Here is a 25,630-nt window from a genome sequence, read left to right as displayed (position 1 = left end):
TCTCCCTCAGCCGTTCCCGTTCCCAGGTCTCACAGCACCAGCAGCGCCCCCCACAGTGCCACCACCGCGGGCACCAGCGCCGCGGGCACGGCCAGCGTCCCGAGCCGGGTGAACTCCCTCAGGTTCACCCCGTGGTCGTGCTGGTGCACGATCCGCCGCCACAGCAGGGTCGCCAGCGAACCGGCGTACGTCAGGTTGGGGCCGATGTTGACGCCGAGCAGCACCGCGAGGACGGCGCCGGGACCGGCCGGGGCGGTCAGCGGCAGCAGGACCAGCACCGCCGGGAGGTTGTTGATCAGGTTCGCCAGGACGGCGGCGAGCGCGGCGGTGCCGAGCAGCGCGAGCAGCCCCGTGCCGCCGGGCAGCAGGTGCCCCAGCGCGTCGGCGAGCCCGTTGTCGACCACCGCGCGGACCACCACGCCGAGGGCCAGCACGAACGCCAGGAACGCCGGGGCGGCGGCCCGCACCACACTCACCGCGGTCGCCTCGCGCCGCGCCAGCGCGCGCCCGGCCAGCACCAGCGCGCCCGCCAGCGCCGCCCACGCCGGGGCGACGCCGAACGCGGACGTCACCACGAAACCGGCCAGCGTGCAGGCCACCGTGACCAGCGCGAACACCGGGAAAGCGGGCGCCTCGCCCGGGTCCGGGGCGGGCGCCGACGCCGCCAGGTCACGGGCGAAGAACCGGCGGAAGACGACGTACTCGGCGCCGATGGCCACCAGCCAGGGCAGCGCCATCAGCGCGGCGAACCGGGTGAAGCTCAGCCCGCTCGCCGCGAACGCCAGCAGATTCGTCAGATTGGACACCGGCAGCAGCAGCGACGCCGTGTTGGACAGGTGCGTGCAGGCGTAGACATGCGGCTTGGGCCGCATCCCCGTACGCGCGGCGGTGGCGAAGACGACCGGGGTCAGCAGCACGATCGTGGCGTCCAGGCTGAGCACGGCCGTGATCACCGAGGCCAGCGCGAACACCGCCGTCAGCAGCCGCACCGGGCGGCCGCCCGCCCGGCGGGCCATCCACGCCCCGCACGCCCGGAACAGGCCCTCGACGTCGCAGAAGTGGGCGAGGACCAGCACCGCGGCCAGGAACCCGACGACCGGCCCCAGCCGCTCGACCTCGGCGCGGGCGTGGTCGAGCGGGATCACCCCGGTGGCGACGGCCACCCCGGCGGCAGGGACCGCCACGGCCGCCTCGGGCCAGCCGAAGGGCCGTACGACGGCGCAGGCCAGGACGGCGACGAGCAGGACGACGGACAGGGTCTCCGCCAGCGGGGTGTTCAGGACTCGCTCCTCCGGACGCGGTCAACGGTGCTCGCACATCAAAGCAAACAGCCGTGGCCGTGCCGCGCGCACGTGCGAGCCGCCGGACGTGTCAGGGCGCGGTGCCGGGGCTGAGCACGGTCAGGAACACCGAGGAGGAGTTGCCGCCCACCGGGACCGGGCCCGCCGTCCACCGCACGGTGAGGTGGTCGCGCTCGTCGGGCGGGGTGACGATCAGCGAGGCGGGCGCCGCGGTCTTCGCGCCGCTCACCTCCGGGTTGGAGAACGTCAGGCCCGCCCAGGCGCTCTGGCCCGGCCGCAGCGTCACCGTCGTGGCGGAGCCGCCGTTGCGCCTGGGGTCCGGGCCGAGCTGCCGCCCGGAGGAGTCCACGAAGGCGGCGCCCGGGAAGCCGTGCACCGTGCAGGTGCGGCCGGAGCTGTTGGTCAGGACCACCGGGAAGTTCTCCTGCCCGGCGCCCGGGTCGTTGCGGCCCACCGTCGCCCTCAGCTCGGAGGTGTGGCAGCGGGTGCTGCGCGCCGCCGTGTCCGTCCCGCCGCTGCTGCGGCCGGCCGCGGCGGTGCCGGTGGTCGCCGGGGCGGCGGGCCGCGTGGTGCCCTGGCCGGGCGCGGCGGTGCTGTCACCGGGCGGCGGGGCGCTCGTGGTGGGCGCGGTGCCGGTCGTGGTGCCGCCGGTGGCGGGTGCGGCGGGGCCCGGCACCTTCTGCGGTCCGGCCGAGGAGCCGTCGGCGTTGCCGCAGGCGGTCAGCAGGCCGAGGACGGCCACCGAACCCGCGAACAGGGCCCGGCGACGGGAAGGGGTCGTGTGCGCCATGTTCCACACTCCTGGAATTCGTCGCACGCGCTCGGGGCGTGCGTCCGGCGCCTCGTGCGCCGACATGAGGGTCCGATGCGCGGACCGGCCGGAAAGTTCGCGGTTCCCGCGGATTCCTCCCGGAGGGTTCTTCCCGCCGCCGGCCCGCACGACGTCCACCCGTACGGGATCAGGTGACCCGCAGCGAGCGAAGTATGCGGTCCGTCGTGCCGTCGCCCTCGCGCCCGCGGATCTGCACGTACACCTGCGGCCGTCCGGCGCCACCGGCCGGGACCAGCGCGGCCTCGGTGAGGGCGCCCGCGCCGGGGCAGCCGTCCCAGGTGCGCACCCGGCCCCGCCACCGCTCGTCGGAGTAGGCCCGGCCGCCCTCGTAGCGGCAGCCGGGATGGTCCGCGGCCGCCACCCGGGCACTCACGTCGCCCTGCTCGCTCAGCCCGACGAACACGCCGCTCACCTCGGTGTCCAGGTCCTGCCAGTCCGCCAGGTCACCGGCGACCGCGAGCCCCGGCTCGTGCCCGGCGGGCAGCCCCAGCGACGCCGGGTCCCAGCCGGAGTCCCGCAGCTGCCGCCCCCAGCTCCTCGGCACCCGCACCTCCACCCGCCCGGTCGCGTCCGCCACCCGCACCTCAAAGGGCCCGTCGGCCCGCAACGTCAGCGCCAGCGCCACGCCCGCCCCGGCGACCGCCGCCAGCACCATGGCCGCCGTGAGCGCCACCGCCCTGCGCCGCCGCCGGACCGGGCGGCCCGCGGCGGCTGAGTCGCCAACGCCGCCCGCGCCCGCCGCGCCGCCCGCCGTGCCCGCGTCGTCCGTACCGGCCGTCGAGCCGGTACGGACCGCGCCCGGCGCACCGCCTGTGCCGCCCGCACCGCCCGTGCCCGCCGGACCCGACGTGCTGGGCGCCTCCGCCGCAGCGGGGCCCGGCCCGCCCGAGGCCGCCGCTCCCGCCGGGCCCGCCGCGCCCACCGGGTCCAGCACGGTCCACGGCTCCGCCGCAGCCGTCGGCCCGCCCGCGCCCGGCCGGGCGTGTCGCGGCTCCTCGGCGTCCGCGGCGGCGCCGTCCGCCTCCGCCGTCCGCTCCAGTTCCCGGGCGAGCGCCTCGGCGCTGGGCCAGCGCTGCTCCCGGTCCGGGGCGAGGGCGCGGAGGAGGATGTGACCGACGGCGGGATCCAGCCCGGGGCGCAGGCGCTCGGGCGGCACGACGCGGCCCGGGGCGGCCGGTACGGTGCCCGTCAGCAGGCGGTAGCCGACCGCGCCCAGGCTGTACACGTCGGCCCGCGCGTCGATGCCCGCGCCCGGTTCGGCCTGCTCGGGCGGCCGGTAACCGGCGGAGCCCGCGGCCAGGGTCAGGCCCGACGCCTCGGCCAGTGTCTTGGCCAGGCCCAGATCGGCGATCAGCACCCGCCGGGTGCCGTCGCGGGCCGTGCGCAGCAGCACATTGCTCGGCTTGACGTCCCGGTGCACGATGCCCGCCTCGTGCAGCGCGTGCGCGCCCCGCGCCGCCAGCGCGGTCAGCCGCAGCGCCTCGGGCACGGGCAGCGGCCCCGCTCCGGCCAGGTCGTCGAGGGTGCCGGCGTCGGCGTACTCCATGACGAAGTACGGCCTGCCGTCGGGCAGCTCCCCGATGTCGTGGACCTGCACCACCCGCGGCGAGCCCGCCTTGCGCAGCAGCCGCGCCTCGGACAGGAACCGCTCGCGCACATCCAGGCGGTGCGCCCAGTTCTCGGCGAGGACCTTGACGGCCACCGGCGCGTCCAGCTCGTCGTCGTGGGCCAGCCACACCGTGCCGAAGGCGCCGGTTCCCAGGCGCCGTTCGAGCCGGTAGCGGCCGATCCGTCCGACGGAGTGCATGGCACTATCATGCCTGCTGCGAGATCGACTCCGAGGAGGCCCGTCGTGCCGGATGCGGCGCCGACCGAAGAACACGCCCGGCGCGCCGCCACGGGCGACCCGGCCGCGCTGGAGGAGCTGCTCCAGGAGATCCGCCCCGAGGTGCTGCGGCGCTGCGCGCGCTTCCTGCCCTGCCGCGAGGACGCGGAGGAAGCGGCGCAGGACGTGCTGCTCCAGGTCGCCCGGCGTATCACCACGTTCGAGGGCCGCAGCCGCTTCAGCACCTGGCTGTACACGGTGGTCGCCAACTGCTGCCGGCAGAAGTACCGCGAACTCAAGCGGCGCGCCGCCGAACAGCCCACCGCCCTGGAACCGGCCCAGCACGTCGACCCGCGTACCACCAGCGTCATCGCGGGCTCCCGGGTGGACCTCCTGGAGGCGCTGGAGCGGCTGGAGCGGGAGCATCCGCATCTGGTGGCGCCGCTGGTCTACCGGGACATCTGCCAGCTGGAGTACGCGGAGGCCGCCGAGCGGGCCGGGATTCCGCTCGGCACCCTGAAGTCGCGGCTGCACGAGGCGCGCCGCCAGGTCAGGCCCTGGCTGACCGACGCGTCCTGACGCCGGGCCGGGCCCCCGGCGGCGTCACTCCTCGCCGAGCAGGTTCAGCTCCGCCCAGATGGTCTTGCCCTCGGTGGTGTGCCTGCTGCCCCAGCGCTGGGTGAGCTGGGCGACCAGCAGCAGCCCGCGGCCGCCCTCGTCCCAGGTCTTGGCCCGGCGCAGATGCGGGGCGGTGTTGCTGGTGTCGGAGACCTCGCAGATCAGATGGGTGTCGTCGTGGATCAGACGCAGCCTGATCGGCGGGGTGCCGTACCGGATGGCGTTGGTGACCAGCTCGCTCACCACCAGTTCGGCGGTGAACGCCACCAGGTCCAGGCCCCAGGTGCCGAGCTGGTCGACGACCTGCTTGCGGACCGGCGCGACCAGCGACGGGTCCGCCGGGATGTCCCAGGTGGCCACCTGGGAGGGCGGCAGGCCGCGGGTGCGGGCCAGCAGCAGCGCCACGTCGTCGGCCGGGCTGCCCGCCGGGAGCAGCGCGTGCAGGACGCGGTCGCAGGACTCCTCCAGGGACTCGCCCCCCTCGGCCAGCGTCTCGCGCAGCAGCAGCTGGCCCGCCTCCACGTTCCGCTCGCGGCTGTCGACCAGCCCGTCCGTGTAGAACGCCAGCACACTGCCCTCGTCGAGGTCCAGCTCGGCCGACTCGAACGGCAGTCCGCCCAGGCCGAGCGGCGGGCCGGGCGGCAGATCGATCCGGCGGGGCGGCCCGTCCGGCGGGACCAGCACCGGCGCGGGATGCCCCGCACGGGCCAGCGTGCAGCGCCGCGACACCGGGTCGTACACCGCGTACAGACAGGTCGCGCCGACCTCGCCGGGGCGGCCGTCCGCCTCGTCGCCGGCCTCGGCGGACATCCGTGCCACCACGTCGTCGAGGTGGGTGAGCAGTTCGTCGGGCGCGAGGTCGATGTCCGCGAGGGTGCGCACCGCCGTGCGCAGCCGCCCCATGGTGGCCGAGGCGCCCACCCCGTGCCCGATGACGTCCCCGACGACCAGGGCGACCCGCATCCCGGACAGCGGGATCACGTCGAACCAGTCGCCGCCCACGCCCGCACGGGCGGCCGGGAGATAGCGGGAGGCCGCCGCGACGGCGGCGGTGCGCGCCAGGGTGCGCGGCAGCAGGCTGCGCTGGAGCGCGAGGGCGGTCTCGCGCTCGCGCGAGTAGCGGCGGGCGTTGTCGATGCAGACGGCGGCGCGGGCCGTGACCTCCTCGGCCAGCAGCACGTCGTCGGGCAGGAACCGGGCGGGCTGGGCGAACCGGGTGAAGACGGCGACCCCGAGCGTCATCCCGCGCGCCCTGATCGGCACCGACATCGTGGAGTGGACGCCGAGCCGCCCCACCCGCAGGCTGCGCGCCGGGCTCCAGGCGAGCCACTTCGCCAGGTCGCCCGAGTTCTCCGAGACCACGATCGCGTGCCCCGACAGCAGGGAGGCGCCCTGCGGCGAGGCCGCCGGGTACACCTCGGTCCCGCCGGGCGGGGTCACCGCCTCGGGGTCGCCGGGCGTCACCGACCGGTGGGCGGCGCGCCGCAGCTCGACGGGCACGCTCAGGGTGCCGATGGGCAGCTCGCCGCCGTGCTCGGGCGGGTCCACCAGGTCGACGCTGACGAAGTCGGCGAGGGCGGGCACGCAGACGTCGGCGAGCTCCTGCGCGGTGCGGGTGACGTCGAGGGTGGTGCCGATGCGCACGCTGGCCTCGTTCACCAGTTGCAGCCGTTCGCGGGCCCGGTACTGCTCGGTGAAGTCGTGGGCGGCGACGCACACCCCGCGCACCCGGCCGGCGCCGTCGGTGATCGGGGACAGCCGGGCCATCCACGCGCTCGTCCGGCCGTCGCCGCCGACCGGCACGTACGCGCGCACGTCGTGGGGGCGGCCGGTGTCCAGCACCTGGAGCATGCGCCGCTCGATGTCGGCGCTCTGCGGTCCGGCGCCGATCTCGGAGTGGCGCAGGCCCCGCAGCCGGTCCCCGGAGACGCCGAGCACCTCGGCCATCGCGTCGTTGACGGCCCGCAGCCGCAGCCGGTCGTCGTAGAGCGCGACGGCGCACGGCGACTGGACGAGCCCGGCTTCCGTCAGCGGATCGTCGTCCGGGTCCCCGGGGACCGCGTCCTCCAGCGGGGTGACCGCGAGCCAGCCGCCGCCCTCCTGCGGGCGCCGCCGGTGCGCCAGCACCCAGACGGAGACGGTGTGCCCGTCGCGGTGACGCAGCGTGAGCATGCCCGACCAGCGGCCGCCGTCGGGCGGGGCGGCCCCGGAGCTGTCGGCCAGCAGGCCGGCGGCGGGCGCGGCCAGTACGTCGTCGGGCGCCCAGCCCAGCAGGCGGCGCGCGCCCTCGTTCCACTCGACGAGGATGCCGCGCTCGTCGACGACGGCCCGCGCCGTGGCGGCATCGTCGAACGGATAGACCGGACTCATCCTCGCCACTCCATCGCGCACACTCACAGTCATCAGGTGTGTCACTCGCGTTCCAGCCTAGTGCGTAGCGGCCCGGCGCGGTCGGCCGCCCCCCGCCGGAGTGGCGCGGGCGGCGCACCCGTCCGGCCCCGGCCGCCGCCGTCCGCCCCGTGGTACCGCCGTAAACCTTCCTGACCAGCGGCTATTTACGCGTCAGTACCCGAGCGGTACCGTATGGCCCATGCCAGCGCTCAATGTGGAGTTCAGCGACCGCGAGCTAGAGGACCTGCGGCAGATCGCCAAGGAACGCGGTACGTCGATGAAGGCGCTCGTACGCGAGGCGGCGGCCGCCGACATAGCCCGGCACCGTGCCCTCCAGGAGGGCGCCGAGGCGTTCCGCCGGTTCTTCGCGGGGCACGCCGACGAGTTCGCCGCGGCCTTCCCCGAGGACGAGCCGACCGGCAGGGGCGAGGGACGGGCCGCCTGAGCGATGACCCCCGTCCTGCACATCGACGTGCCCTGGCTCCTCCAGCGCCATGAGGAAGTACTCCCGGACCAGCCCACGGTCAACGACTTCTCCGCCCTGGTGGCCGCCGTCGCCCGGCATCGCGTGGACCCGCCCCGCCTGGGCGTCGACTCCGACCCGGCCTGGCGGGCCGCCGCCCTGCTGCACACCCTCGCCCTGCTCAAGCCCCTGCCCTCGGCCAACGCCCGCTTCGCCTGCGCCACGGCCGTCGCCTACATGTACGTCAGCGGCGTCGGCATCGACCCGCCCTACGGCGCGCTCGTCGACCTCGCCCGCGATCTGATGTCCGGCAAGACCGATGTCTACGGCGCCGCCGACCGGCTGCGCTCCTGGGAGATCTGAGCGGCGGCGCCCCGGGCCCGCCCGCCGCTCACCGGGCGTCCTCCACCAGGTCGGCGGCGCTCACGGTGGCCGATGCGGCGTGGCCCGACAGGGCGAGCGTGAGGTCGAACTCCGCCAGCACGCAGCGGATCACATGCTCCACGCCCGCCCGGCCGTCCAGACCGAGCCCGTAGACGTAGGGCCTGCCCAGCAGCACCGCCCGCGCGCCGAGCGCGAGCGCCTTGAAGACGTCGTCGCCGGTGCGCACGCCGCTGTCGAACAGCACACAGAGCCGGTCGCCGACCGCCGCCGCCACCCCGGGCAGCGCGTCGGCGGCGGCGATCGCACCGGCCACCTGGCGGCCGCCGTGGTTGGACACCACCACCCCGTCCATCCCGGCGTCGGCAGCCGCTCGGGCGTCGTCCGGGTGCAGGACGCCCTTCAGGACGATCGGACCGTCCCAGTGCTCCCGCAGGAACGCCAGGTCCGGCCAGGTCTTGCCGGGGTCGGCGAACAGGTCGACGAAGCGCAGCACCGCCGCGTCCAGATCTTCGTGCACCGGCCTGGCCAGGCCGGACAGGAAGGCCGGGTCGGTGAAGTAGTTCGCGGTGCCCACCCCGCGCAGGAACGGCAGGTACGCCTGGTCGAGGTCGCGGGGGCGCCAGGCCAGCAGCGGGGTGTCCAGGGTGACCACGAGGACGCCGAAGCCGCACGCGCGGGCCCGCTCCAGGAAGCTCCGGGTCACCTCGCGGTCCTTGGCCCAGTACAGCTGGAACCAGCGTTCGGCGTCCCCCATCGCCTCCGCCACCTGCTCCATGGGCGTGCTGGAGGCCGACGACAGCACGAACGGCACACCCTGCGCGGCGGCGGCCAGCGCCGCCGCCGTCTCCGCCTCCGGATGCATGATCGACAGCACCCCGACCGGCGCCAGGGCCAGCGGCGCGGACAGGGTGCGCCCCAGCACCTCGGCCGACAGGTCCCGCTCGTGCACGTCGCGCAGCACGCGCGGCACGATCCGCCGCCGGTCCAGGGCCGCCCGGTTGGCCCGCGCGGTACTGCCGTTGCCCGCGCTGCCCGCCACATAGCCGACCGGACCCGGGCCGAGCCGCCGCTCGGTCAGTTCCTCCAGGCGGCTCATGTCGGTGGGCAGCCGGGGCACCTCGCCCGTCATGCCGCGCAGATAGATCTCGTACTGGAAGTCCGCCCGGTGCCCCGCCATCCGTACGCCGCCTCTCGTCGTCCGCCGCCTGCCGGCCGCCGCCCATACTGGCGGGCAGGCGCGGGGGAGTCCATGGTCCGGGGCCGCGCACCGGGGCGCACGCGCCGGACGGCGGGATCGGGATACGGAGGCGGGGCGCGCGGGTGGCCGGGAGGTGAACCGGAGGCGGAACCGGTCCGGACCAACCGGAATGTTTCAGGCCGATTGCCGAACGCGCAGATCAGGCCATCCGGCCGGATTCCGTGATCGTCGGGCCCATGGATGGGGGCCCGGCGCGTGAAGATTCCGTGACTTCACGCCACTGATTCAACACGCAAGGTTACCGAAAGCAGTGGGTCCGATGTGAGTTTCCGCCGCGGACTCGGCAGACTCCCGCTCGCCGGGCCGGTACCGACCGTGCCGGACCCGCGACCCGACGACACCTTGCGGAAGGAAGCACACAATGCGGAACACCGCGCGCTGGGCAGCCACCCTCGCTCTGACGGCCACCGCCGTCTGCGGACCTCTCACCGGAGCCGCCCTGGCCGCTCCGTCCGGCGCCCCCGCCTCGCTCTACGCCCCCTCGGCCCTGGTGCTCACCGTGGGCCACGGCGACAGCGCCGCCACCGCGGCCCCGGAACGCGCCGTCACCCTGAGCTGCGCCCCCACCGCCTCCGGCACACACCCGGCCCCGGCCGACGCGTGCGCCGAACTGCGCGCCGCCGACGGCGACCTGGCGGCGCTGGCCGCCGGCACGGACACCGAGGTGCTGTGCACCCGGGAGTACGCCCCCGTGACGGTCACCGCCGACGGCGTCTGGCAGGGCCGACGGGTCTCCTTCCTGCACACCTATGCCAACGCGTGCGCGAAGAACGCCGCCCTGACGAGCGTCTTCGCCTTCTGAGACCGGGATCGCGCGGTCCCCGCGCAGCACTGAGGGTCCCGTGACTGGGGAGTGCGGGCCCCGGCGCGGGGACCGGCGGCGATCCCGCCCCAGGGGCCGGCGGGCGGAGTGGGGCCTCCCGCCGGCCCCTGGCATCGCGGCGTGTCACCCGGGCGCGTCCGGCACGGTACGGTCACGGCCTCCGACCGGCCCGCCGGACGGGCCCGGGGCGCGCCTGCGGTGACTCGTGTCGCACCACGGATAGCGGCGGCTGCGGTGGCAGGTGCACAGCGCCACCCGGAACCGGTCGGAGGAGACGGTGGTGCCGTCCTCCAGTTCCACCTCCACCGGGCCGTCGAGCAGGATCGGGCCCTGCCGCCGCACGGTCACCCGGCACGGCGGAGCCTCCGGCCGCGGCGCGGGCCCGGCGCTGTCACAGGGGTCGTTCGGCACGGATGACCACCAGCTCCTCCTGTTCCTCGGCCGCGTCCAGCAGCCCGCTGGCCCGCAGCCACTCCCGCCGCATCCGCAGCACCGGCCCGAATCCGATCCAGCGCCTGCGCACCACGGCCGCCTTGCAGCCGCCCGCCCGCAGCAGGTCCAGGGTGCGGTCCGGATCGCTCAGCGCCGAGTGGACCAGCAGCAGCACGCCCGCGGGGCGCAGCAGTGCGGGGCCGTCCCGGCAGATCCGGTCCAGGACGAGCCGCCCGTCGTGCCCGCCGTCCCAGGCGCGTGACCTGCCCCGCGGGGCGTGCCGGGCCGGGGGAGCGGGGACGTAGGGCGGATTGGCGAGGACGAGGCCGAAGGACCGCCCGCGCACCGGCCCGAACAGGTTGCCGCGGTGGGCGCGCACCGGCAGCCGGTTCAGCCGGGCGTTGAGCCGGGTGGTCCACACCGCCCGGCGCGACACGTCGACCGCGGTCACCCGGGCACCGCGCCGGGCGGCCGTCAGCGCCAGCTCACCGCTGCCCGTGCCCACGTCCAGGACCCGCGTCCCCGGCCCGAGGGTCTCGTCGGACAGGGCCTCGGCCAGCAGCGCGGTGTCCTCCTGCGGGGCGTACACACCCGGAAACACGAATCTGCTCACGCCCCGCGAGTACCCCGCGTCCCGCGTTCAGTGCCGCCCGCCCGCGAGGGCCGGTGCGGGCGCGCCGAGCGGGACGCGCAGCGCCGAGCGGCCCGCGCGCCAGTCGGTGAGGAGCCGGTCGCCGAGCCGGTCCTCCAGATGGCCGGTGGCGTCGATGCCGAAGGCGACGTCGGCCGCCAGGTGCGGTTCCTCCGCCAGCAGCCCGGCGATCACCTCGTGGCGCACCACCTGCTCGTGCACCGCGTCCGCCTCGACGTGCTCGTCGTAGAAGAAGACGGCGGCGGGTCCGGCGCCGGTGCGCCGCAGCGCTTCGGCGAGCCGCCGGGAGCCGGGCGAGGAGGTGATCTCGACCGCGGCGAAATGCCCCACCAGCGCACCGCGCAGCGCGCGGTGCAGTCCGAACAGCGACATCAGGTTCACCGTGGCCAGCACCTGTGCCGTGCCCGCTTCCAGATAGCGGCCGTACGAGGTGTCGAGGTCCAGGTCCCGCATCAGGCCGGCGAAGAGCCGGGCGTGCACGCGTTCGGCCCGGCCGCCCCCGTACTCGTCGAACTCCACCGCCGCCATCGCCGCCTTGGCCCGGCCCCACAGCCGGGGCAGCACCCAGGCGTGCGGGTCGGCCTCCTTCAGGTGGTACAGGGAGCGCAGGGCGGCGTACTCGCGCAGCTGCCACAGCTCGCCCTCGTCCCGCAGATAGTGGGAGACGCCGGTGCCGTGCACCGGTTCGACCAGGAGGTCGTCGAGCGCGTCGTCGACACCGGCGTGGCGGGTCGCGTCGGCGCGCAGCGCGGTGAGGAAGCGCCGCTCCAGCGCGGCCCGCACGGTGAGGAGGGCCGGGTCCCACTCACGTTCGGCGGCGACACCGGCGAACGAGCGGTAGTGCAGCTCGTAGCAGAGGTAGAGGGCCAGGTGCAGATCGTCGCCGTACGGCGACGCGGCGGCGGCGTCCTCGGCGCGGGGGAGCGGGCCGGTGCCGCGCAGATACTCCCGCACGCCCGCGCTCAGCGGGCCGCGGGCGGACGGCAGCTCGGGTCCTCGGTGATCGTCGTCCATGGCGCACGGGTACCCGGCAACCGCCCCGCCACCCCGGCCCGGCCGGTTCCCCGGCCGTCCTGGCTCAGTCCGTCCCGGCGCCGTCGTCGTCCGCGGCCTCCTCCTGCGCCCGGGTGCTGGGGGTGACCGCCTCCCCGGCCTCGCCCCGGTGGCGCCGGTCGCGGCGCTCGCCCACATCCGTCTCGGCCTTCTCGAACTCGCGCAGCACTTCGCCGAGCGCCGTCTCGGGCCGCTGTCCGCCGTTCTTGTCCGGCATGACCGTCGCTCCTTCCGCTCCCGCTCTCTCTTCTCTCTTCCGTCCCGCTCCGTCTTCCCCGGACTTCCCGCCTCTCCCTCGTCTCTTTGGTGACATCAGCCCCTGGTGGTCGCCGGTGCCCGGGTGGCGGTCGCCGCGGCCAGCCGCAGGGGTACGGGGTCCAGGGGCGCGGCGGACTCCTCGCCGAGCCGGGACACCCGCTCCCACCAGGTCGCCCCGGCCGCGCCCTCCTCGATCTGGCGCAGCAGCACCCCCTCGCGGATGGCCCAGGGGCAGAGGGTGAGCGACTTCAGGCCCATCAGCTTCATCGCGGTGTGCCCCACCACGGCGCCGGCCAGGCTCTGCGCGGCGCGCGGCGCCGAGATGCCGGGCAGCGCGGAGCGTTCGGCGGCGGGCAGGGCGGCCAGCCGGCCGACCGCGCGGCGCAGCGCCGCCCGCTCCAGCCGCCGTTCCACGAACGGACCGTGCCGTCCGGGCGCGGCCCCGCACAGCCGGCCCAGTTGCTGGAAGGTGCGCGAGGTGCCCACGGCGGTGCGCGGTCCCTCCCAGCGGATCCGGGCGGCCACGTCCCGCAGCTGGTGCCGCACATGGCGCCGCAGCTCCTTGAGCCGCTCCGGGGACGGCGGGTCCGCGTCCGCCAGGAACTCATGGGTCAGCAGCCCCGCGCCCAGCGGCAGCGAGGCCGCGAAGTCGGGCAGCCGCCCACGCCCGAAGGCCACCTCGAAGCCGCCCCCGCCGATGTCGAGCAGGGCCAGCGGCCCGCACCGCCAGCCCATCCAGCGCCGGGCGCCGAGAAAGGTCAGCTCGGCCTCGACCTCACCGGGCAGGGTGCACAGCGCGACGCCGGTGCGGGACCGGACGGCGCGCAGCACCTGGAGCCGGTTGGGCGCGGCGCGCACCACGGCGGTCGCGAAGGCGGGCGGGCCGGGCGCGCCCCACCGGGCCGCCGTGCGCCCTGCCTCCGCGACCGCCCTCACCAGGCGTTCCACCGCCTCCTGCGGGATGTCCTCCCCGGGCCGCACCTGCTCGGAGAGCCGCAGCCGCCACTTGGCGGTGTGCACCGGCAACGGTGCTCCGCCCACGGCGTCCGCGACCACCAGCCGGACGGTGTTCGACCCCACGTCCATCACGCTGATTCGCATGGCCCCGTGGCTACCCAGCCCGGTGATCGCCCACGCCTGCCACCGGAGTGAACGGCGGACGAACACCGGGAGAACGGCCGGTTTCGTCCGGGTTGAGTCCTGGTGAAGCGAAGGGCCGCCGTCTCGTGGACGGCGGCCCCGGTTCGCGGTCGCGCACGGGCGCGGCTCCGGCGGGTCACATGTGCACGACCGGCTCCGCGTGCGTGTCCTGGCGCGGCACGCCGGGACGGAAGAGCAGGAAGGCGATCACCGCCCCGGCCGCGAAGAGACCGGCCGACCACCAGAAGGCGGTGGTGTAGCTCTCGATCGTGGCCTGGGCCCGGACGGCCGGGCTGGTCGCGTCGCGCCCGGTGAGATAGTCCGTGGCGGCGCTCGCGGCCAGCGTGTTCAGCAGCGCCGTACCGATCGAACCGCCCACCTGCTGCATGGCGTTGACCGTCGCGGAGGCGACACCGGCGTCCTCGGCGGCCACGTTGCCGGTGGCGAGCTGCATGGCGGGCGGCATGACCAGACCGAGGCCGACTCCGATCACCACGAGCTGCGGCAGCACCGCGCTCACGTAGTGCGAACCGGTGCCGATGCCGGTCAGCCAGGCCATGCCCGCGGTGGCGACGGCGAAGCCGAGCGGCAGCACGGTCTTCGGGCCGAGCCGGGGCACCAGGACGGTGGTGCCGAGCTGCGCGGTCACCATCAGCGCGCCGACCATCGGCAGGAACGCCGCACCGGTCCTGGTCGGGCTGAAGCCCAGGTTCAGCTGGAGGTAGTAGGTGAGGAAGAGGAACACGCCGAACATGCCGGCGCCGGTGATCAGCACGGTGACGAACGAGGCGGCGCGGTCGCGGTCGAGCAGGATGCGCAGCGGCATCAGCGGGTGCGCCGCCCGGGTCTGCCACCAGGCGAACGCCGCCAGCAGCACCCCGCCCGCCAGCAGGAAGCCCCAGGTCAGCGGGGAGCCCCAGGCATGGGTCTCGGCGTTGGAGAAGCCGTAGACCAGGGTGAAAAGACCGGAGGCGACCAGGACGGTGCCCGGTACGTCGAGCTTGGAGCCGGCGGCGTCGCGGTGGTTGCCGAGCAGGATCCAGCCGCCCGCGAAGGCCACGACCGCGATCACCACGTTGACGTACAGCGTCCAGCGCCAGTCCAGGGCGTCGGTGAGCAGACCGCCCAGGAGCAGGCCGACCGCGCCGCCGGCTCCGGCGATGGCGCCGTAGACGCTGAAGGCGCGGGCGCGTTCGCGCAGGTCGGTGAAGGTGGTGTTGAGCAGGGAGAGGGCCGCGGGGGCGAGCAGCGCGCCGAAGACGCCCTGGAGGGCGCGCGCGGTGACCAGCATGCCGAAGCCGCCCGCGGCGCCGCCCAGCGCGGAGGCCGCGGCGAAGCCGACGACGCCCACGAGGAAGGCGGTCCTGCGGCCGAACAGGTCGGCTATGCGCCCGCCGAGCAGCAGCAGGGAGGCGAAGGCGAGCGCGTACGCCGTCACGATCCACTGCCGGTTCCCGTCGGAGAAGCCGAGGTCACGCTGGGCGGAGGGCAGGGCGATGTTCACGATGGTGGCGTCCAGCACCACCATCAGCTGGGCGACGGCGACGACGGCGAGGATCCACCACCGCCGGGGCGAGGCGCCGGGCACGGTGTCGGGCGCGGCGCCGACGGCGGTCGCCGGGGTGCCGTCGGTCAGGGTCTTGTCGGGCATGTCGGGAACCCATTTCCGGTGAGGTCGGGCGGGGCGTCGCAGCGCCCGACCGGATAAAGGAAACGTAAACGAAACGGTTTCGTACACATCGAGCCTAGACGACCGCGAGCGAAACGGCAACGTTTCGCTGCGGCTCAGTCGTCCGGGCGGGCGCGCAGCAGGAGCACCGCCACGTCGTCGACCCGTTCCCGCGCCGCCGCGCTGTGCCGCAGCAGCAGATCGGCCAGGTCGCCCAGCGGCGCGTCACCCGCCTCGCCGAGCCGTCGGCCCAGCTCGGCGAGCGCGTCCTCGATGTCGGTGCCGGGCGATTCGACCAGTCCGTCGGTGTAGAGGACGAGCACCGAACCGGGCGGCAGCTCCACCCGGGTCGTCGGGTACGCCGCCGCCGGGTCGATCCCCAGCAGCGGGCCCCCGGCCAGGTCCAGCACCCGCACCCGCCCGTCCGGCCTGCGCAGCAGCGGCGGGGGATGCCCGGCCCGGGACATCACGGCACAGCGTTCGGCCGGGTCGAGCCGCAGATACAGGCAACTGGCGAACAGTTCGACGCCGAGGTCCATCAGCAGCCGGTTGGTGCTCGCCATGACGTCCTGCGGGTCCTGGCCGACCGTCGTGTACGCCCGCACCGCCGTGCGCAACTGCCCCATCAGCCCGGCGGCGGTCACGTTGTGCCCCTGCACGTCCCCGATCACGGCCGCGGCCCCCGGCCGGGTGGGCACCAGGTCGTAGAAGTCGCCGCCGATCTCCATCCCCTGGGTGGCCGGCAGATAGCGGGCGGCGGCGTCGAAGCCGGGCAGCCGCGGCAGCGTGTGCGGCAGCAGCGCCTGCTGGAGTCCGTGCGCCAGCCGGTGCTTGGCGTCGTACAGCCGGGCCCGTTCCAGCGCCTGCGCGATCAGGCTGCCCAGGCTCGTCAGGACGGCCCGCTCGTCCGCAGGGAAGGGGTGCGGTTCGGCGTAGGCGAGCACACAGGTGCCCACCGGGCGGCCGGACGCGATCAGCGGCAGATACGCCCAGGCCGCGAAGCCGTCGCGGACCGCCTGGCGCACCGGGTACAGCCGTTCGAGCTGCTGCCGGGACTCGAAGAAGGCCGGAGCGCCGGTGGACAGCACCCGGGCGCTCGGGGTCGGCGCGGTGAGCGGGGTGCCGTGGAAGTCCTCGACGGCGCGGAGGTTGTCGTAGCCGCGGTGTCCGAGCACATGCAACCGCCCCGCCTGGGAGCCGAGGATCATCAGCGCCCTGCTGCCCACGGCCGGCACGACCTCGTCCGCGACCAGCCGGACCACGTCCGCCACGCCCACCGCCTCGGTCAGCGCCCCGGCCAGGCCCAGCACCCGGGAGATGGTCACCAGACCGGCCGCGGGCACGCCCACGCCGGGCCGGGGCGTGCCGCGGCCCGGCTCCGCGACCGGCCGGGCCCGGCTGATCCGCACGGTCAGCCCGGTGGTGCTCGGATACATCCGGAACGACAGCCAGTCGCCCGGCGGGCGCAGCGCCACGAACGACGTCACATGCTGGCTGAGCAGGGCGGCCCGGTAGCGGTCCTCGTACATCGGGTCGTTCAGCCACGGCACCGACGCCCACAGCCGGGTGCCCAGCAGTTCGCCCGCGGGCAGGCCGAGCAGGTCGGCCGCGGCCGTGTTGGCGAAGGAGAGCCGGCCGTGCAGATCGAGCGAGACCAGCCCGTACGGCAGCCGGGCCGCCATACGGACCGCCTCCGCCGAGCCGAGCGTCCCGGCCACGCCCCCGGTCGGCGGCGCGGCCAGCAGATCGGGTTCCGGCAGGACCGGCCGGTGTTCCGCCGCCGCCCGTTGCAGCCGCAGCGCCAGCCGGTCGCAGGCCGCCGTCAGATGGTCGCGCTCCCAGTCGGACAGCACCGGCGGATGCGCGTCCGGCCAGGTCACGAAGACGGCCCCGTACGCGGTGGCGCCTGCGGCCAGCGGCATCGCGGCCAGCGCGAAGGGGTAGGGCAGGACCACGGCGATCCGCGGATAGCGGCGGGCCATCTCCTCCTCGCCGCCGACCCAGATCAGCCGCCGCTCGCGCACCGCCTGGGCCACCGGGATCGGCGCGCTCAGCCCGACCCGCTCCCAGGGCGCGGCGAAGGCCCGGGGCATGCCCGCCATGACGGCCATCTCCAGCACCGGCTGGTCGGGCGCCAGCAGATACACGGCACCCGAGTGCGCGTGCACCTCGTCCAGCAGGGCGGCGAGCGCGAGGGACAGCAGCGGACGGCCGAGCGGCCCGGTGGCGGCCGGGCGCTGTCCGGACGTCCGCCCGTCCGACACGGCGACCACCTCCTCGCGGGCCGTGCCATGGCTCCGGCCCCCAGACTCTCTCCTGACGGCCCGGCCCGCACGGCGAGCGGAACGGAGCGGCTGGTGAGGCGGCACCGGGACGGACGCGGTCGCGGCGCGGGCCGTCGCCGGGTGGGAGGGGCGGTCGGCGGGCGCGGGGCGCCACGGGACGGGGGGACGGCTGTCGGCGGGGCACCGGTCGCGGGCCCCGGCCGGGCGGCGGAGGCGGCCGCGCTTACCCCGATGGGGCGCTGTCCATGCACCCCCGCTCGGGCGCGTTGCGGCGGACGACCGCCGTGCGTGCGCCCCCGCGCCTCCCGTTGGCCGATTCTCCGTACCTCCGCCCTGTCCGTCCGCCCAACAATTGGGCACGCGCACACCACCATCACAGAACCCGCGCAAAGCGAACCGAGGGGGCGGCAGTGATACGGATACTTCTGGTGCACGACGCGTGTCTGGTGCGATCGGTCATGGCGGAGTGGCTGCGCCGGGAGCCCGGCCTGGGGGTGTACGACACGCCGTGGCGCGGCGCGCCAGGACTGGTGCGGTCGGTGCGGCCGGACGTGTGCGCCGCCGACCTCGACCACACCAGGGCCCGCGAACCCGTGCCCCTGGGCGAGCTCTGTCCGCGCGAGCCGGGCCACCGCCCGCCCCGCTTACTGGTGCTGACCACGGCGGACCGTCCCGGACTGCTGCGGCAGGCCATCGAGGCGGGCGCGCTCGGCTACGTCGACACGAAGGGCTCACCGGAGCGCCTGGTGAGAGGCATCCGGCGGGTCGCCGCGGGGGAACGTTTCGTCGACGAGTCGCTGGGCCTGGGCTTCCTCAAGGCCGCCGAGATGCCGCTGACCCAGCGCGAACTGAGCGTGCTGTCACTGGCCGCCGAGGGCGCCTCCGTCGCCGAGATCGCCGGCAGCCTGCACCTGTCCCACGGGACCGTGCGCAACTACATGGCGGCCATCACCCGCAAGACCGGGGCGCGCAACCGGATCGACGCCATCCGCATCTCCCAGGGGGAGGGCTGGCTGTGAAGCGGGCACGGCCCAGCCGCCGGTGAGTTCGCGGTAGAGCCGGGAGCCGCGCAGCAGCTCCTCGTGCGTCCCGTACGCCGTGTCCCGGCCGTCCATCACCAGGACCCGGTCCGCGCGGCGCGCCGAGCTGAGCCGGTGCGCCACCACCACCAGGGTGCCGCCCGCCCGGACGGCGAAGGCCCGCTCCGCGCGGGCCTCGGCGTCCGGGTCCAGGTGGCAGGTCGCCTCGTCGAGCAGGGCGAGCGGGGCGGCCGACAGATACGCCCGGGTCAGCGCGATCAGCTGGCGCTCCCCGGCCGACAGCGCCGCCGGGTCGACCTGGGCGCCGGGGCCGCCGAGGCGGCGCAGGAGCGGAGCGAGGCCCACCGCTTCCGCCGCGGCCAGCAGCTCCTCCTCCGGCACCGGGTCGGGGCGCAGCTGGCAGAGGTTCTCCGCGAGGGTGCCGCTGTGCACGTACGCCTCCTGCGGGATCAGCACCCGGCACTCCGCGGCGCCGGGCCGCCCGACCGGCCGCCCGCACACGCTGATCTCCCCGGCGGCCGGTGCCAGCAGCCCGGCCACCAGCGAGGTGAGGGTCGACTTGCCGATCCCGCTGGGTCCGACGACCGCCAGATGACCGCCTGGCGGGACGACGAGGTCGAGGTCGCGGACCACGGGCTCGCTGTGCGGGCCGTAGGCGAAGGTCACCCCGGCCAGGGCGAGGGCGGGCGCGGGCCGCGCCCCGGCGGGAGGGACGGGGACGGGGGCGTGCGCCGGGGGGTGTGCCGTGCGGTCCGGGCCGCACCGGGTGCCGTCGGCCGGGGTGAGGCGGCGCAGCACCACCGTCAGCCGGGCGCCGCCCGCGCCCAGGCCGTGGATGAGGTTCTGGAGGGCGGGCAGCAAGGACTGGGTGACATAGGCGAGGGCGCCCACCAGCGCGCCCGGCGAGACGTCGTGGGACAGCAGCCAGGGGGCGGTGACCAGGAGCAGGACGAGCGGCAGATGGCCGCCCACCGCGAGCGCCGCCACCCGCACGACCCCCCACCGGGCGAGCGCGCCCGCCGCCCGCCGCTCGGCGTCGACGCGTTCCGCGAGCGCCGCCGCGACCGGCGCCTCGGCACCGAAGGCCGTCACGTCGCGCAGCCCCGGGCACACCGCGCCCAGCCGCTCCGCCAGGGCCTCGTCCGCCTTCAGATACGCCTCCTGGCGCCGGGCGAGCGGGCGCAGGGTCGCCGCGAACAGCATGATCGCGGCGACCAGCGGCGGGGCGACCACCAGCGCGAGCAGCGGCGCCAGCGAGCACAGGCCGATGAGCGCACCGGCGGCGGCGACCACGAACGACCGGGAGACCAGCACAAGACCGGCGAAGGTGTCCCGCGCGATCTCCACCTGCTGGGTCAGCCCGGACAGCGCCCCGTCGTCCGCCTCGCGCACCCCGCGGGCGACGACCCGCTCCACCAGGTGGTCCCGCAGCGGCTCCACCAGCGCGGCGACCGACCGGTAGACCCGCCCGGTGCCGTACGCGCCGAGGACGGCCCCGGCCCCGGCGACCGCCAGCCAGCCGAGCCCGGTCCCGGCCCGGCCGGCCAGGAACCCCGAGTCCAGGGCGCGCGCCAGCGCGAAGCCGAGCAGGAACGTCTGCCCCGTCTCCAGCACCGACCACGCGCCCAGCCGGGCCAGCGCCCCCCACCGCCCGCGCAGCAGCCCGAGCCCCCGCCGGGCCCGTGCCCGGAGACCCACGCGCGCGGCGGCCTTCACGGGCGCGTCGGCGCGTACCGGCGCGCCGGGCGTGTCCGCCGGGCCACCCCGGCGCTCGTACGGCGTGTCGGCGGTGCCGGGGTCCGCGCCGTCCGGCGCGCCGCGCCGGAACGCGGCTCCGTGGAAGCGCTTGCCGCTCACGACCGGCGCCCTCCGGCCGTGCCGACGGCACCGTCGGCCGGACTCCCGGGTTCCCCGGCTGGACTCCCGGCCTCCGCCACGGACCGTTCGTTTTCGGCCACCTCAAGCCCCTTGGCCACCTCAAGCCCCTCGTCCGGGGCGCCGTCCCCGCCGAAGACCTGCCGGTAGCCCGCGTGCCGCCACAGCTCCGCGTGCGGGCCCACGGCGCGTACGCGGCCGCCGTCCAGCCAGGCGACGGCGTCCGCGCGGGCCGCCGTCGCGGCGCGGTGGGCGACGACGAGGCGGGTGGTGGAGGTGCCGCCCCGGGTGAGGGCGTGGGCGATGCGGTGCTCGGTGACGGTGTCGAGGCTGGACAGGGCGTCGTCGAGGACGAGCAGCCGCCCCCCGTGCGCGAAGGCGCGGGCCAGCCCGAGCCGCTGCGACTCGCCGCCCGAACGGGGCGCGTCGGCGAGCCGGGTCGCGTATCCCTCGGGCAGGCGGCGCACGAAGTCGTCCGCGCAGGCGGTGCGGGCCGCCCGCCGGACCCGGCCGGGGGCGGGCGCGGCGGGACCGAGTCCGATCGCGTCCTCGACGGTCGTCCCGATCAGCACGGGCCGTTCGAAGGCGTGCCCGATGGCGCCGCGCAGCTCGGCGTGGCGCAGTGCGCGCAGCGGCACCCCGTCCAGCAGCACGTCCCCGGCGTCCGGGTCGCACAGGCGTCCGGCGACCGCGGCGAGCAGGGACTTGCCGGAGCCGGACCGGCCGACCACGGCGAGGGTCGTGCCGCCGGGCACCGTGAGGTCCACGCCGTCCAGGACGGTACGGCCGCCGCGCCGCGCGGTGACCCCGCGCAGCTCCAGGTGTCCGGGCCCGTCGGGCAGCGCGCGGTGGCCGTGGGCCGGGGCGGGCTCGGCCAGCACCTCGGCCAGGCGCCCGGCCGCCGCCCGCGCCCGTACCAGCGCCGAGAGCTGTCCGACCAGCACACCGATGCCGCCGGCCAGGACCGCGTACCGCGAGGCGGCCAGCACATCGCCCACGGACAGCCGGTGCCGGGCGAGCAGCCAGCCGGCCACGGCGACCACGCCCAGGTGCAGCAGCGGGGCCACGGCGACCGCCCGCGCGGCGGCCCGGCCCTGCGCGTGCCACATGGCGTGCCCGGCCCGCGACAGTTCGGGCAGCGGGCGCAGGATCCGTGCCGTCTCCCGGTCGGCGGTACCGGCCGCCCGGATGGTGCGGGCGCCGCCGACGGCCTCGGCCAGCGCCCCCGCCAGCCGCCCCTGGATCTCCTGGTAGCGGGCCACGCACGCCGACGCGTCCCGGGCGAAGGCCCGCAGCAGCAGCGCGAGCAGCGGCGCCCCGGCGAGGAAGGCGACCGCGAGCCACACGTCGAGCAGACCGAGGGCGACGACGGCGCCGACCGGTCCGGCCACCGCCGCGACCGTCGCGGCCAGCGAGGCGGGCGCGGTACCGGCCTGGGCGGCGCTGCCCACCAGCCGGGCGGTGAGTTCCCCGGAGCCGAAGCGGGCACCGGCCCGCGGGCCGAGCGCCAGGACGTGCCGGTTCAGCCGCAGCCGCAGCCACGCGGTGGCGCGGGCGGAGGTGGTGCCGTCGAGCACGGTCTCGGCCATGTCGAGGGCGGTGAGCAGCGCCAGCAGGCCGGTGGAGTATCCGACCCAGCGCCCGGCGGGGGCGCGGGTCAGCAGCAGATCGAGGGTGCGGCCCAGCACCGCGGGCAGCAGCAGCCCGGCGCCGGTCGCCGCCGTGCTCACCAGGACCAGGGCGGCGCAGCGCACCGCGCCGTGCCGCACGGCGCCGCGCAGCACCGCGCCGGGCGTCGCCTCGGGCGCGACCGCGGCGCGGTCGGCGGGGTCCGCCGCCGGGGCGGGCGTCGTCGTACGGCTGCTGCCGGGCATCCGCGGCATCCTCCTGGCCTCCTCGCGCGCGACGGGCTCCGGAGGGCCCGCCCCCGTGTGGGGAGCGGGCCGCCCGGAGCCATGGGTCGTACGGTGTGCGTCAGAGGCAGAGCAGGACGCTGACCGCGCTCACACAGGAGAGCAGGCTCGCGGTGCTGGCGCCGCCGCCACCGCCGTGGTTCTCGTCGGACTCCATCGTCTGCAGGTCGAGCAGGGCCATGTCGTGTCCTTTCGTCGGCCCCGGCGGTGCCGGGGTCCCGGTCGATACCCCATCGGGGACGGGGGTTGAATCACGACTCCGTCAGTCGCGGAGCCGCGTCTGTGAGGGCCGCGCGGGCGGCGGCAGGAAGGGCAGCTGGGCCCCGGTCCCGGTGTCGAGGGCCGCCGCGAGCGCGAGCAGGCACCCGGCCGTGCCGGTGGCGAGGTCCATGGACAGCCGCATCATCTGGTGGCCGGGGAAGGCCAGTTGGCCCTGGTAGGCCATCGCGTACCAGCCGAGCGTGCCGACCTGCTCGGCCAGCCGCTGTGGCGTCGCCCCGGGCGCCGTGCTGCGGCTGAGGTGCAGGATCATCCCGGCGCGGCCCTGGAACAGGCCGGGCTGGGCGTAGAAGCGGGAGGTGGCGGCGGTGAGCACGGCGTCGCGGGCCCGGGAGAACTCCTCGTCGGGCGCGTGCGCCAGATACTCGTCCAGGACCATGCCGATGCCCGCGCTGCCGTCGCCGAGGTACGGCAGGGTCCGCCAGCCCTCGTCGACCTCCAGGCCGCCGCCGCTGGGCTGGACGACGCACTGCTCCAGGTCGCGGCGGAGCGCGGTGGCGGCGGCGTCCAGCAGGGCGCGCTCGCCGGTCCACTCGTACTGCCGCAGCAGGAACAGCGCGGGCCCGCTGGCGCCCCGCAGCAGCCCGGCGCGGCGCCGGGGCGTGTCGGGCAGCGGCTCGGCGAGCCGGGCGGCGAGCAGACGCGCCGCCTCGGCGGCCCGCTCGCCCAGTTCCGCCTCGCCCGTCGTGCGGGCCAGGGAGCCGAGCACCAGGCCGAGCCCGGCGAGCCCGCCGCGCAGATCGGAGGAGAGCTTCTGCCAGCGTTCGGCGAGGATCCTCTCGGCCAGGTCGAGGGCGCGCTGCCGGTGGCCGAGCCGGTCCAGGACATGGGCGACGCCCGCGAGCCCGTCGTACAGGCCGAACGGTGTGCCCGGCGGCGCGGACGCGGTCCGTTCCAGCAGCCAGCGCTCGCCCTCCTCGTGGCGCCCGGCGCCCGACTCGGCCAGCGCGTACAGGACACCGGCGGCGCCGTGCGCCAGACCGAGCCCGCCGCCGTCGGAGAACTGCGCGATGTCGCCGGGATAGAGCCGGTCCTCGCGCTCCGGGGTGGCCGAGGCGAGCAGCGCCTTGGCCATCGAGTCGCGGGCGGCCGGCCAGTCGGCCGGGTCGGGGTAGGCGGTGGCGCCGGACACCGGCGCGGCGGTGCCCGCGGGACCCTCCGCCGGGCGGACGTCCCGGGTGATCTCCGCGACGGCCTCGTCGAGGAACTCCCGCGGCACGTCCGGGAACTGCTCGGCGATCACCTCGGCCAGATGCGCCGCCTTGCCCCGGTCGATCACGAACAGCGTGGTCACCGGCAGGAACAGGGCGAGCCGCAGACACGCCAGCGCGTAGCGGTCCACATCGGGTCCGGTGCGGTCCGGCGGGGCGAAGAAGCCCGGGTGGGCCACGACCTGGCGGCCGTTCTCCTCGGCCGGTGCGGCGGCCTCGAAGTCCAGCAGGGACACCGACTCGTCGTCGGGCCCCACGACGATGTTGAACACATGCAGGTCGTTGAAGACGATCCCGCGTCCGTGCACCGCCGCCACGGCCCGCTCGACGGCCCGGTGCACCCGCAGCGCCCACGCCGTGTACGCGGCGACGGCCTCGGGGTCGGGGTCGGGGGTGAGCAGCGGATGCCGGTCGCCGAAGTAGGAGTTGAGGGTCCGGCCCTCGACGAAGTCCATGACCAGGAAGCGGTGGTCGCCGAGCGTGAACCAGTCCCGCACCTCCGGCACGACCCCGGTCCCGGCGACCTGTTCCAGGGCGGCCCTCTCCCGCTCAAGACGGGTCACGGCGTCGGCGCCGTCGGCGGCGAGCCCGGCGTGCGGCCGGCCCTCCTTCAGGACGACCCGCCGGCCGTCGCGGGAGTCGGTGCCCGCGTAGACCCCGCCGCCGTTGGAGAAGTGCAGCGCCTTCTCGATGCGGTACGGCAGTTCGCCGACCGTCGTGGTGTTGCGCGCCGCCAGGTGCGGCTCCAGGAACGAGGGCAGCGTCACCCACTCCGGCACCTGGAACGACGGGCTGCGCCGGTCCGGGACCAGCCGCCCCTCGCCGTCGCGCACCGCCGGGACCAGCGAGCCGCGCTCGTCGACGACGAAGGCCCGCGCGAAGGCGCCGTAGCGGACGTACAGCGGCCCCTCGCCCCAGCGCAGATCGGTCAGGATGTACGGCCCCTCGAAGCCTTCGAGGAGGGCGCCCAGCTCGGTGAGCACCTGGTGCAATTGCTCCTCGCCGTCCGGGTAGACGGTGACGAACTTGCCGCTCGTGTCGCGGGCCGCGTACTTGGTGTTCCGCAGGTGCAGCAGATGCGCGCCCGGCACGAACTTGAAGGGGATCCGGCGCGGCACGCAGTAGTCCCAGACGATCGCCGCGATCCGCTCGGCGTTGTCGCGGGTGGCCGAGGCGTGGATCTTCCAGCCCTGCGCCGGGCCGGGCGCGGCGCGGCCGTCGTCGCCGAGCGGGGTCAGCGTCAGCCAGTCGCCGACGCGGGTCGCGTCCCACCCCTGCGGCACCGCGCGCCGGGCCGTCTCGTACAGCGGCGCGGCGACCCGCCCCTCCTCGGACAGCCGGTCGGGCGTGTCGTAGAAGTGCGGATCGGCGAGCGCGTACACCTCGTAGCGCTGGTCCATGTCCGTCCCCTCCCTGGTCGGCACCGAGCCTTCCAGCCGGGCGGGGCCCGCCGACAGTCACGTCTGTCACGAGACCACCGTGCGGAACGCACGCGTCAAGACCCGTTCGTAAAGAACAGTTCGAACAGCGCCGGGCCCGCGGTCCCGCCCGCCCCGGGGCACGGCGGAACCGGCACCGGGCCCGCGCAACCGGGCCGGACGCGCAGGCGTGGCCGCCGTGGCCGGTGACGGGGCGGCCGCGGCACGCGGATCGAGGACGCTGCGCGCCGGACTCGCCCTCGGCACGCCCGCCGCCGGTCCCCCGGCGGCCCGCCGCCGCTGAGCCGCCATGACGGCACGGCCGTACGTCCGCTGCGGGAGAGCCGGACGGTGCGGCGGGTGCCGGAGGCGGTCCGGCACGCCCGCCGCTCCACCCGGCGCACACTGCGCCCCGGGGCGTGGGCGAGGAGACCGGCGCCGCCCTCCTCGTCGTCTCCGAAGTGGTCCGGCCGGCACCACCGACGCGCTGGTGCACACCGGGGCCATGCA

At 76.1% G+C, this 25,630-nt stretch carries 20 protein-coding genes and 1 pseudogene; 5 read left to right on the top strand and 16 right to left on the bottom strand.

What is annotated here, in order from left to right; all coding sequences use genetic code 11:
• Positions 1–29: 29 nt before the first annotated feature.
• The 3 genes from B086_RS0129300 to B086_RS45725 form a co-directional block, all read right to left on the bottom strand.
• On the bottom strand, positions 30–1,280 hold the full coding sequence (locus B086_RS0129300) for an SLC13 family permease (RefSeq protein WP_086024292.1): 1,251 nt from the start codon (positions 1,278–1,280) through the stop codon (positions 30–32).
• A 91-nt stretch (positions 1,281–1,371) separates the two neighbouring features.
• A complete protein-coding gene (locus tag B086_RS0129295; RefSeq protein ID WP_018570006.1) occupies positions 1,372–2,091 on the bottom strand; it encodes a DUF4232 domain-containing protein in 720 nt (239 codons plus the stop codon).
• A 169-nt stretch (positions 2,092–2,260) separates the two neighbouring features.
• The gene (locus tag B086_RS45725; protein WP_018570005.1) at positions 2,261–3,940 is read right to left on the bottom strand and encodes a serine/threonine-protein kinase; all 1,680 of its coding nucleotides are present in this window, start codon (positions 3,938–3,940) and stop codon (positions 2,261–2,263) included.
• Between the two features lie 45 nt (positions 3,941–3,985).
• Between B086_RS45725 and B086_RS0129285 the strand changes: the two genes are divergently transcribed.
• Entirely contained in the window at positions 3,986–4,537 is a 552-nt protein-coding gene (locus B086_RS0129285; RefSeq protein ID WP_018570004.1) for an RNA polymerase sigma factor, read from the top strand.
• A gap of 24 nt (positions 4,538–4,561) precedes the next feature.
• Here B086_RS0129285 and B086_RS0129280 read toward each other — a convergent pair whose 3' ends face one another.
• Positions 4,562–6,946, bottom strand: a complete 2,385-nt coding sequence (locus B086_RS0129280) for a SpoIIE family protein phosphatase (RefSeq protein WP_018570003.1) — start codon at positions 6,944–6,946, stop codon at positions 4,562–4,564.
• A 220-nt stretch (positions 6,947–7,166) separates the two neighbouring features.
• On the opposite strand from B086_RS0129280, the gene B086_RS0129275 reads away from it, so the two are divergent.
• Positions 7,167–7,412, top strand: a complete 246-nt coding sequence (locus B086_RS0129275) for a hypothetical protein (RefSeq protein WP_026252884.1) — start codon at positions 7,167–7,169, stop codon at positions 7,410–7,412.
• A 3-nt stretch (positions 7,413–7,415) separates the two neighbouring features.
• Positions 7,416–7,793: a hypothetical protein gene (locus B086_RS0129270; protein WP_018570001.1), complete on the top strand. Its 378-nt coding sequence runs from the start codon at positions 7,416–7,418 to the stop codon at positions 7,791–7,793.
• A gap of 28 nt (positions 7,794–7,821) precedes the next feature.
• Here B086_RS0129270 and B086_RS0129265 read toward each other — a convergent pair whose 3' ends face one another.
• Entirely contained in the window at positions 7,822–8,991 is a 1,170-nt protein-coding gene (locus tag B086_RS0129265; protein ID WP_018570000.1) for an alpha-hydroxy-acid oxidizing protein, read from the bottom strand.
• Between the two features lie 442 nt (positions 8,992–9,433).
• Here B086_RS0129265 and B086_RS0129260 point away from each other — a divergent pair, with 442 nt between their 5' ends.
• Positions 9,434–9,874: a subtilase-type protease inhibitor gene (locus B086_RS0129260; RefSeq protein ID WP_018569999.1), complete on the top strand. Its 441-nt coding sequence runs from the start codon at positions 9,434–9,436 to the stop codon at positions 9,872–9,874.
• A gap of 144 nt (positions 9,875–10,018) precedes the next feature.
• Here the strand turns inward: B086_RS0129260 and B086_RS41115 are convergent, their stop codons facing one another.
• The 7 genes from B086_RS41115 to B086_RS0129225 form a co-directional block, all read right to left on the bottom strand.
• A complete protein-coding gene (locus tag B086_RS41115) occupies positions 10,019–10,306 on the bottom strand; it encodes a CDGSH iron-sulfur domain-containing protein (RefSeq protein ID WP_051115941.1) in 288 nt (95 codons plus the stop codon).
• On the bottom strand, positions 10,287–10,916 hold the full coding sequence (locus B086_RS0129250) for a HemK2/MTQ2 family protein methyltransferase (protein WP_018569997.1): 630 nt from the start codon (positions 10,914–10,916) through the stop codon (positions 10,287–10,289). Before B086_RS0129250 ends, B086_RS41115 begins: the two co-directional genes overlap by 20 nt.
• A 51-nt stretch (positions 10,917–10,967) precedes the next feature.
• Complete coding sequence (locus B086_RS0129245) at positions 10,968–11,993, bottom strand: iron-containing redox enzyme family protein (RefSeq protein ID WP_018569996.1); 1,026 nt, start codon at positions 11,991–11,993, stop codon at positions 10,968–10,970.
• Between the two features lie 64 nt (positions 11,994–12,057).
• Positions 12,058–12,249 (bottom strand): hypothetical protein, encoded by a 192-nt coding sequence (locus B086_RS0129240; protein ID WP_018569995.1) that lies wholly within the window; start codon positions 12,247–12,249, stop codon positions 12,058–12,060.
• Positions 12,250–12,344: 95 nt separating this feature from the next.
• Positions 12,345–13,391: a hypothetical protein gene (locus tag B086_RS0129235; RefSeq protein ID WP_026252883.1), complete on the bottom strand. Its 1,047-nt coding sequence runs from the start codon at positions 13,389–13,391 to the stop codon at positions 12,345–12,347.
• Between the two features lie 175 nt (positions 13,392–13,566).
• Positions 13,567–15,081, bottom strand: a complete 1,515-nt coding sequence (locus tag B086_RS0129230; RefSeq protein ID WP_018569993.1) for an MFS transporter — start codon at positions 15,079–15,081, stop codon at positions 13,567–13,569.
• Between the two features lie 134 nt (positions 15,082–15,215).
• Complete coding sequence (locus B086_RS0129225) at positions 15,216–17,372, bottom strand: SpoIIE family protein phosphatase (RefSeq protein ID WP_018569992.1); 2,157 nt, start codon at positions 17,370–17,372, stop codon at positions 15,216–15,218.
• Between the two features lie 257 nt (positions 17,373–17,629).
• On the opposite strand from B086_RS0129225, the pseudogene B086_RS44285 reads away from it, so the two are divergent.
• Positions 17,630–18,319, top strand: a pseudogene (locus tag B086_RS44285) (LuxR C-terminal-related transcriptional regulator); the annotation flags it as partial.
• Here B086_RS44285 and B086_RS46290 read toward each other — a convergent pair.
• From B086_RS46290 to lanKC, 4 genes are all read right to left on the bottom strand, one after another.
• The gene (locus B086_RS46290) at positions 18,245–20,122 is read right to left on the bottom strand and encodes an ATP-binding cassette domain-containing protein (RefSeq protein WP_420712585.1); all 1,878 of its coding nucleotides are present in this window, start codon (positions 20,120–20,122) and stop codon (positions 18,245–18,247) included. The pseudogene B086_RS44285 and the gene B086_RS46290 sit on opposite strands and share 75 nt — an antisense overlap.
• A 155-nt stretch (positions 20,123–20,277) precedes the next feature.
• Complete coding sequence (locus tag B086_RS0129215; protein WP_018569990.1) at positions 20,278–22,173, bottom strand: ATP-binding cassette domain-containing protein; 1,896 nt, start codon at positions 22,171–22,173, stop codon at positions 20,278–20,280.
• A 100-nt stretch (positions 22,174–22,273) separates the two neighbouring features.
• On the bottom strand, positions 22,274–22,393 hold the full coding sequence (locus B086_RS0129210) for a SapB/AmfS family lanthipeptide (protein WP_018569989.1): 120 nt from the start codon (positions 22,391–22,393) through the stop codon (positions 22,274–22,276).
• A gap of 81 nt (positions 22,394–22,474) precedes the next feature.
• Positions 22,475–25,102, bottom strand: a complete 2,628-nt coding sequence (lanKC, locus tag B086_RS0129205; RefSeq protein ID WP_018569988.1) for a class III lanthionine synthetase LanKC — start codon at positions 25,100–25,102, stop codon at positions 22,475–22,477.
• Positions 25,103–25,630: the final 528 nt, after the last annotated feature.

The organism is Streptomyces sp. PsTaAH-124 (assembly GCF_000373685.1).
GTDB classification, from domain to species: domain Bacteria; phylum Actinomycetota; class Actinomycetes; order Streptomycetales; family Streptomycetaceae; genus Streptomyces; species Streptomyces andamanensis.
Note: the sequence above shows the minus strand (reverse complement) of the source record. Positions and strands in the feature narration are given on the sequence as shown.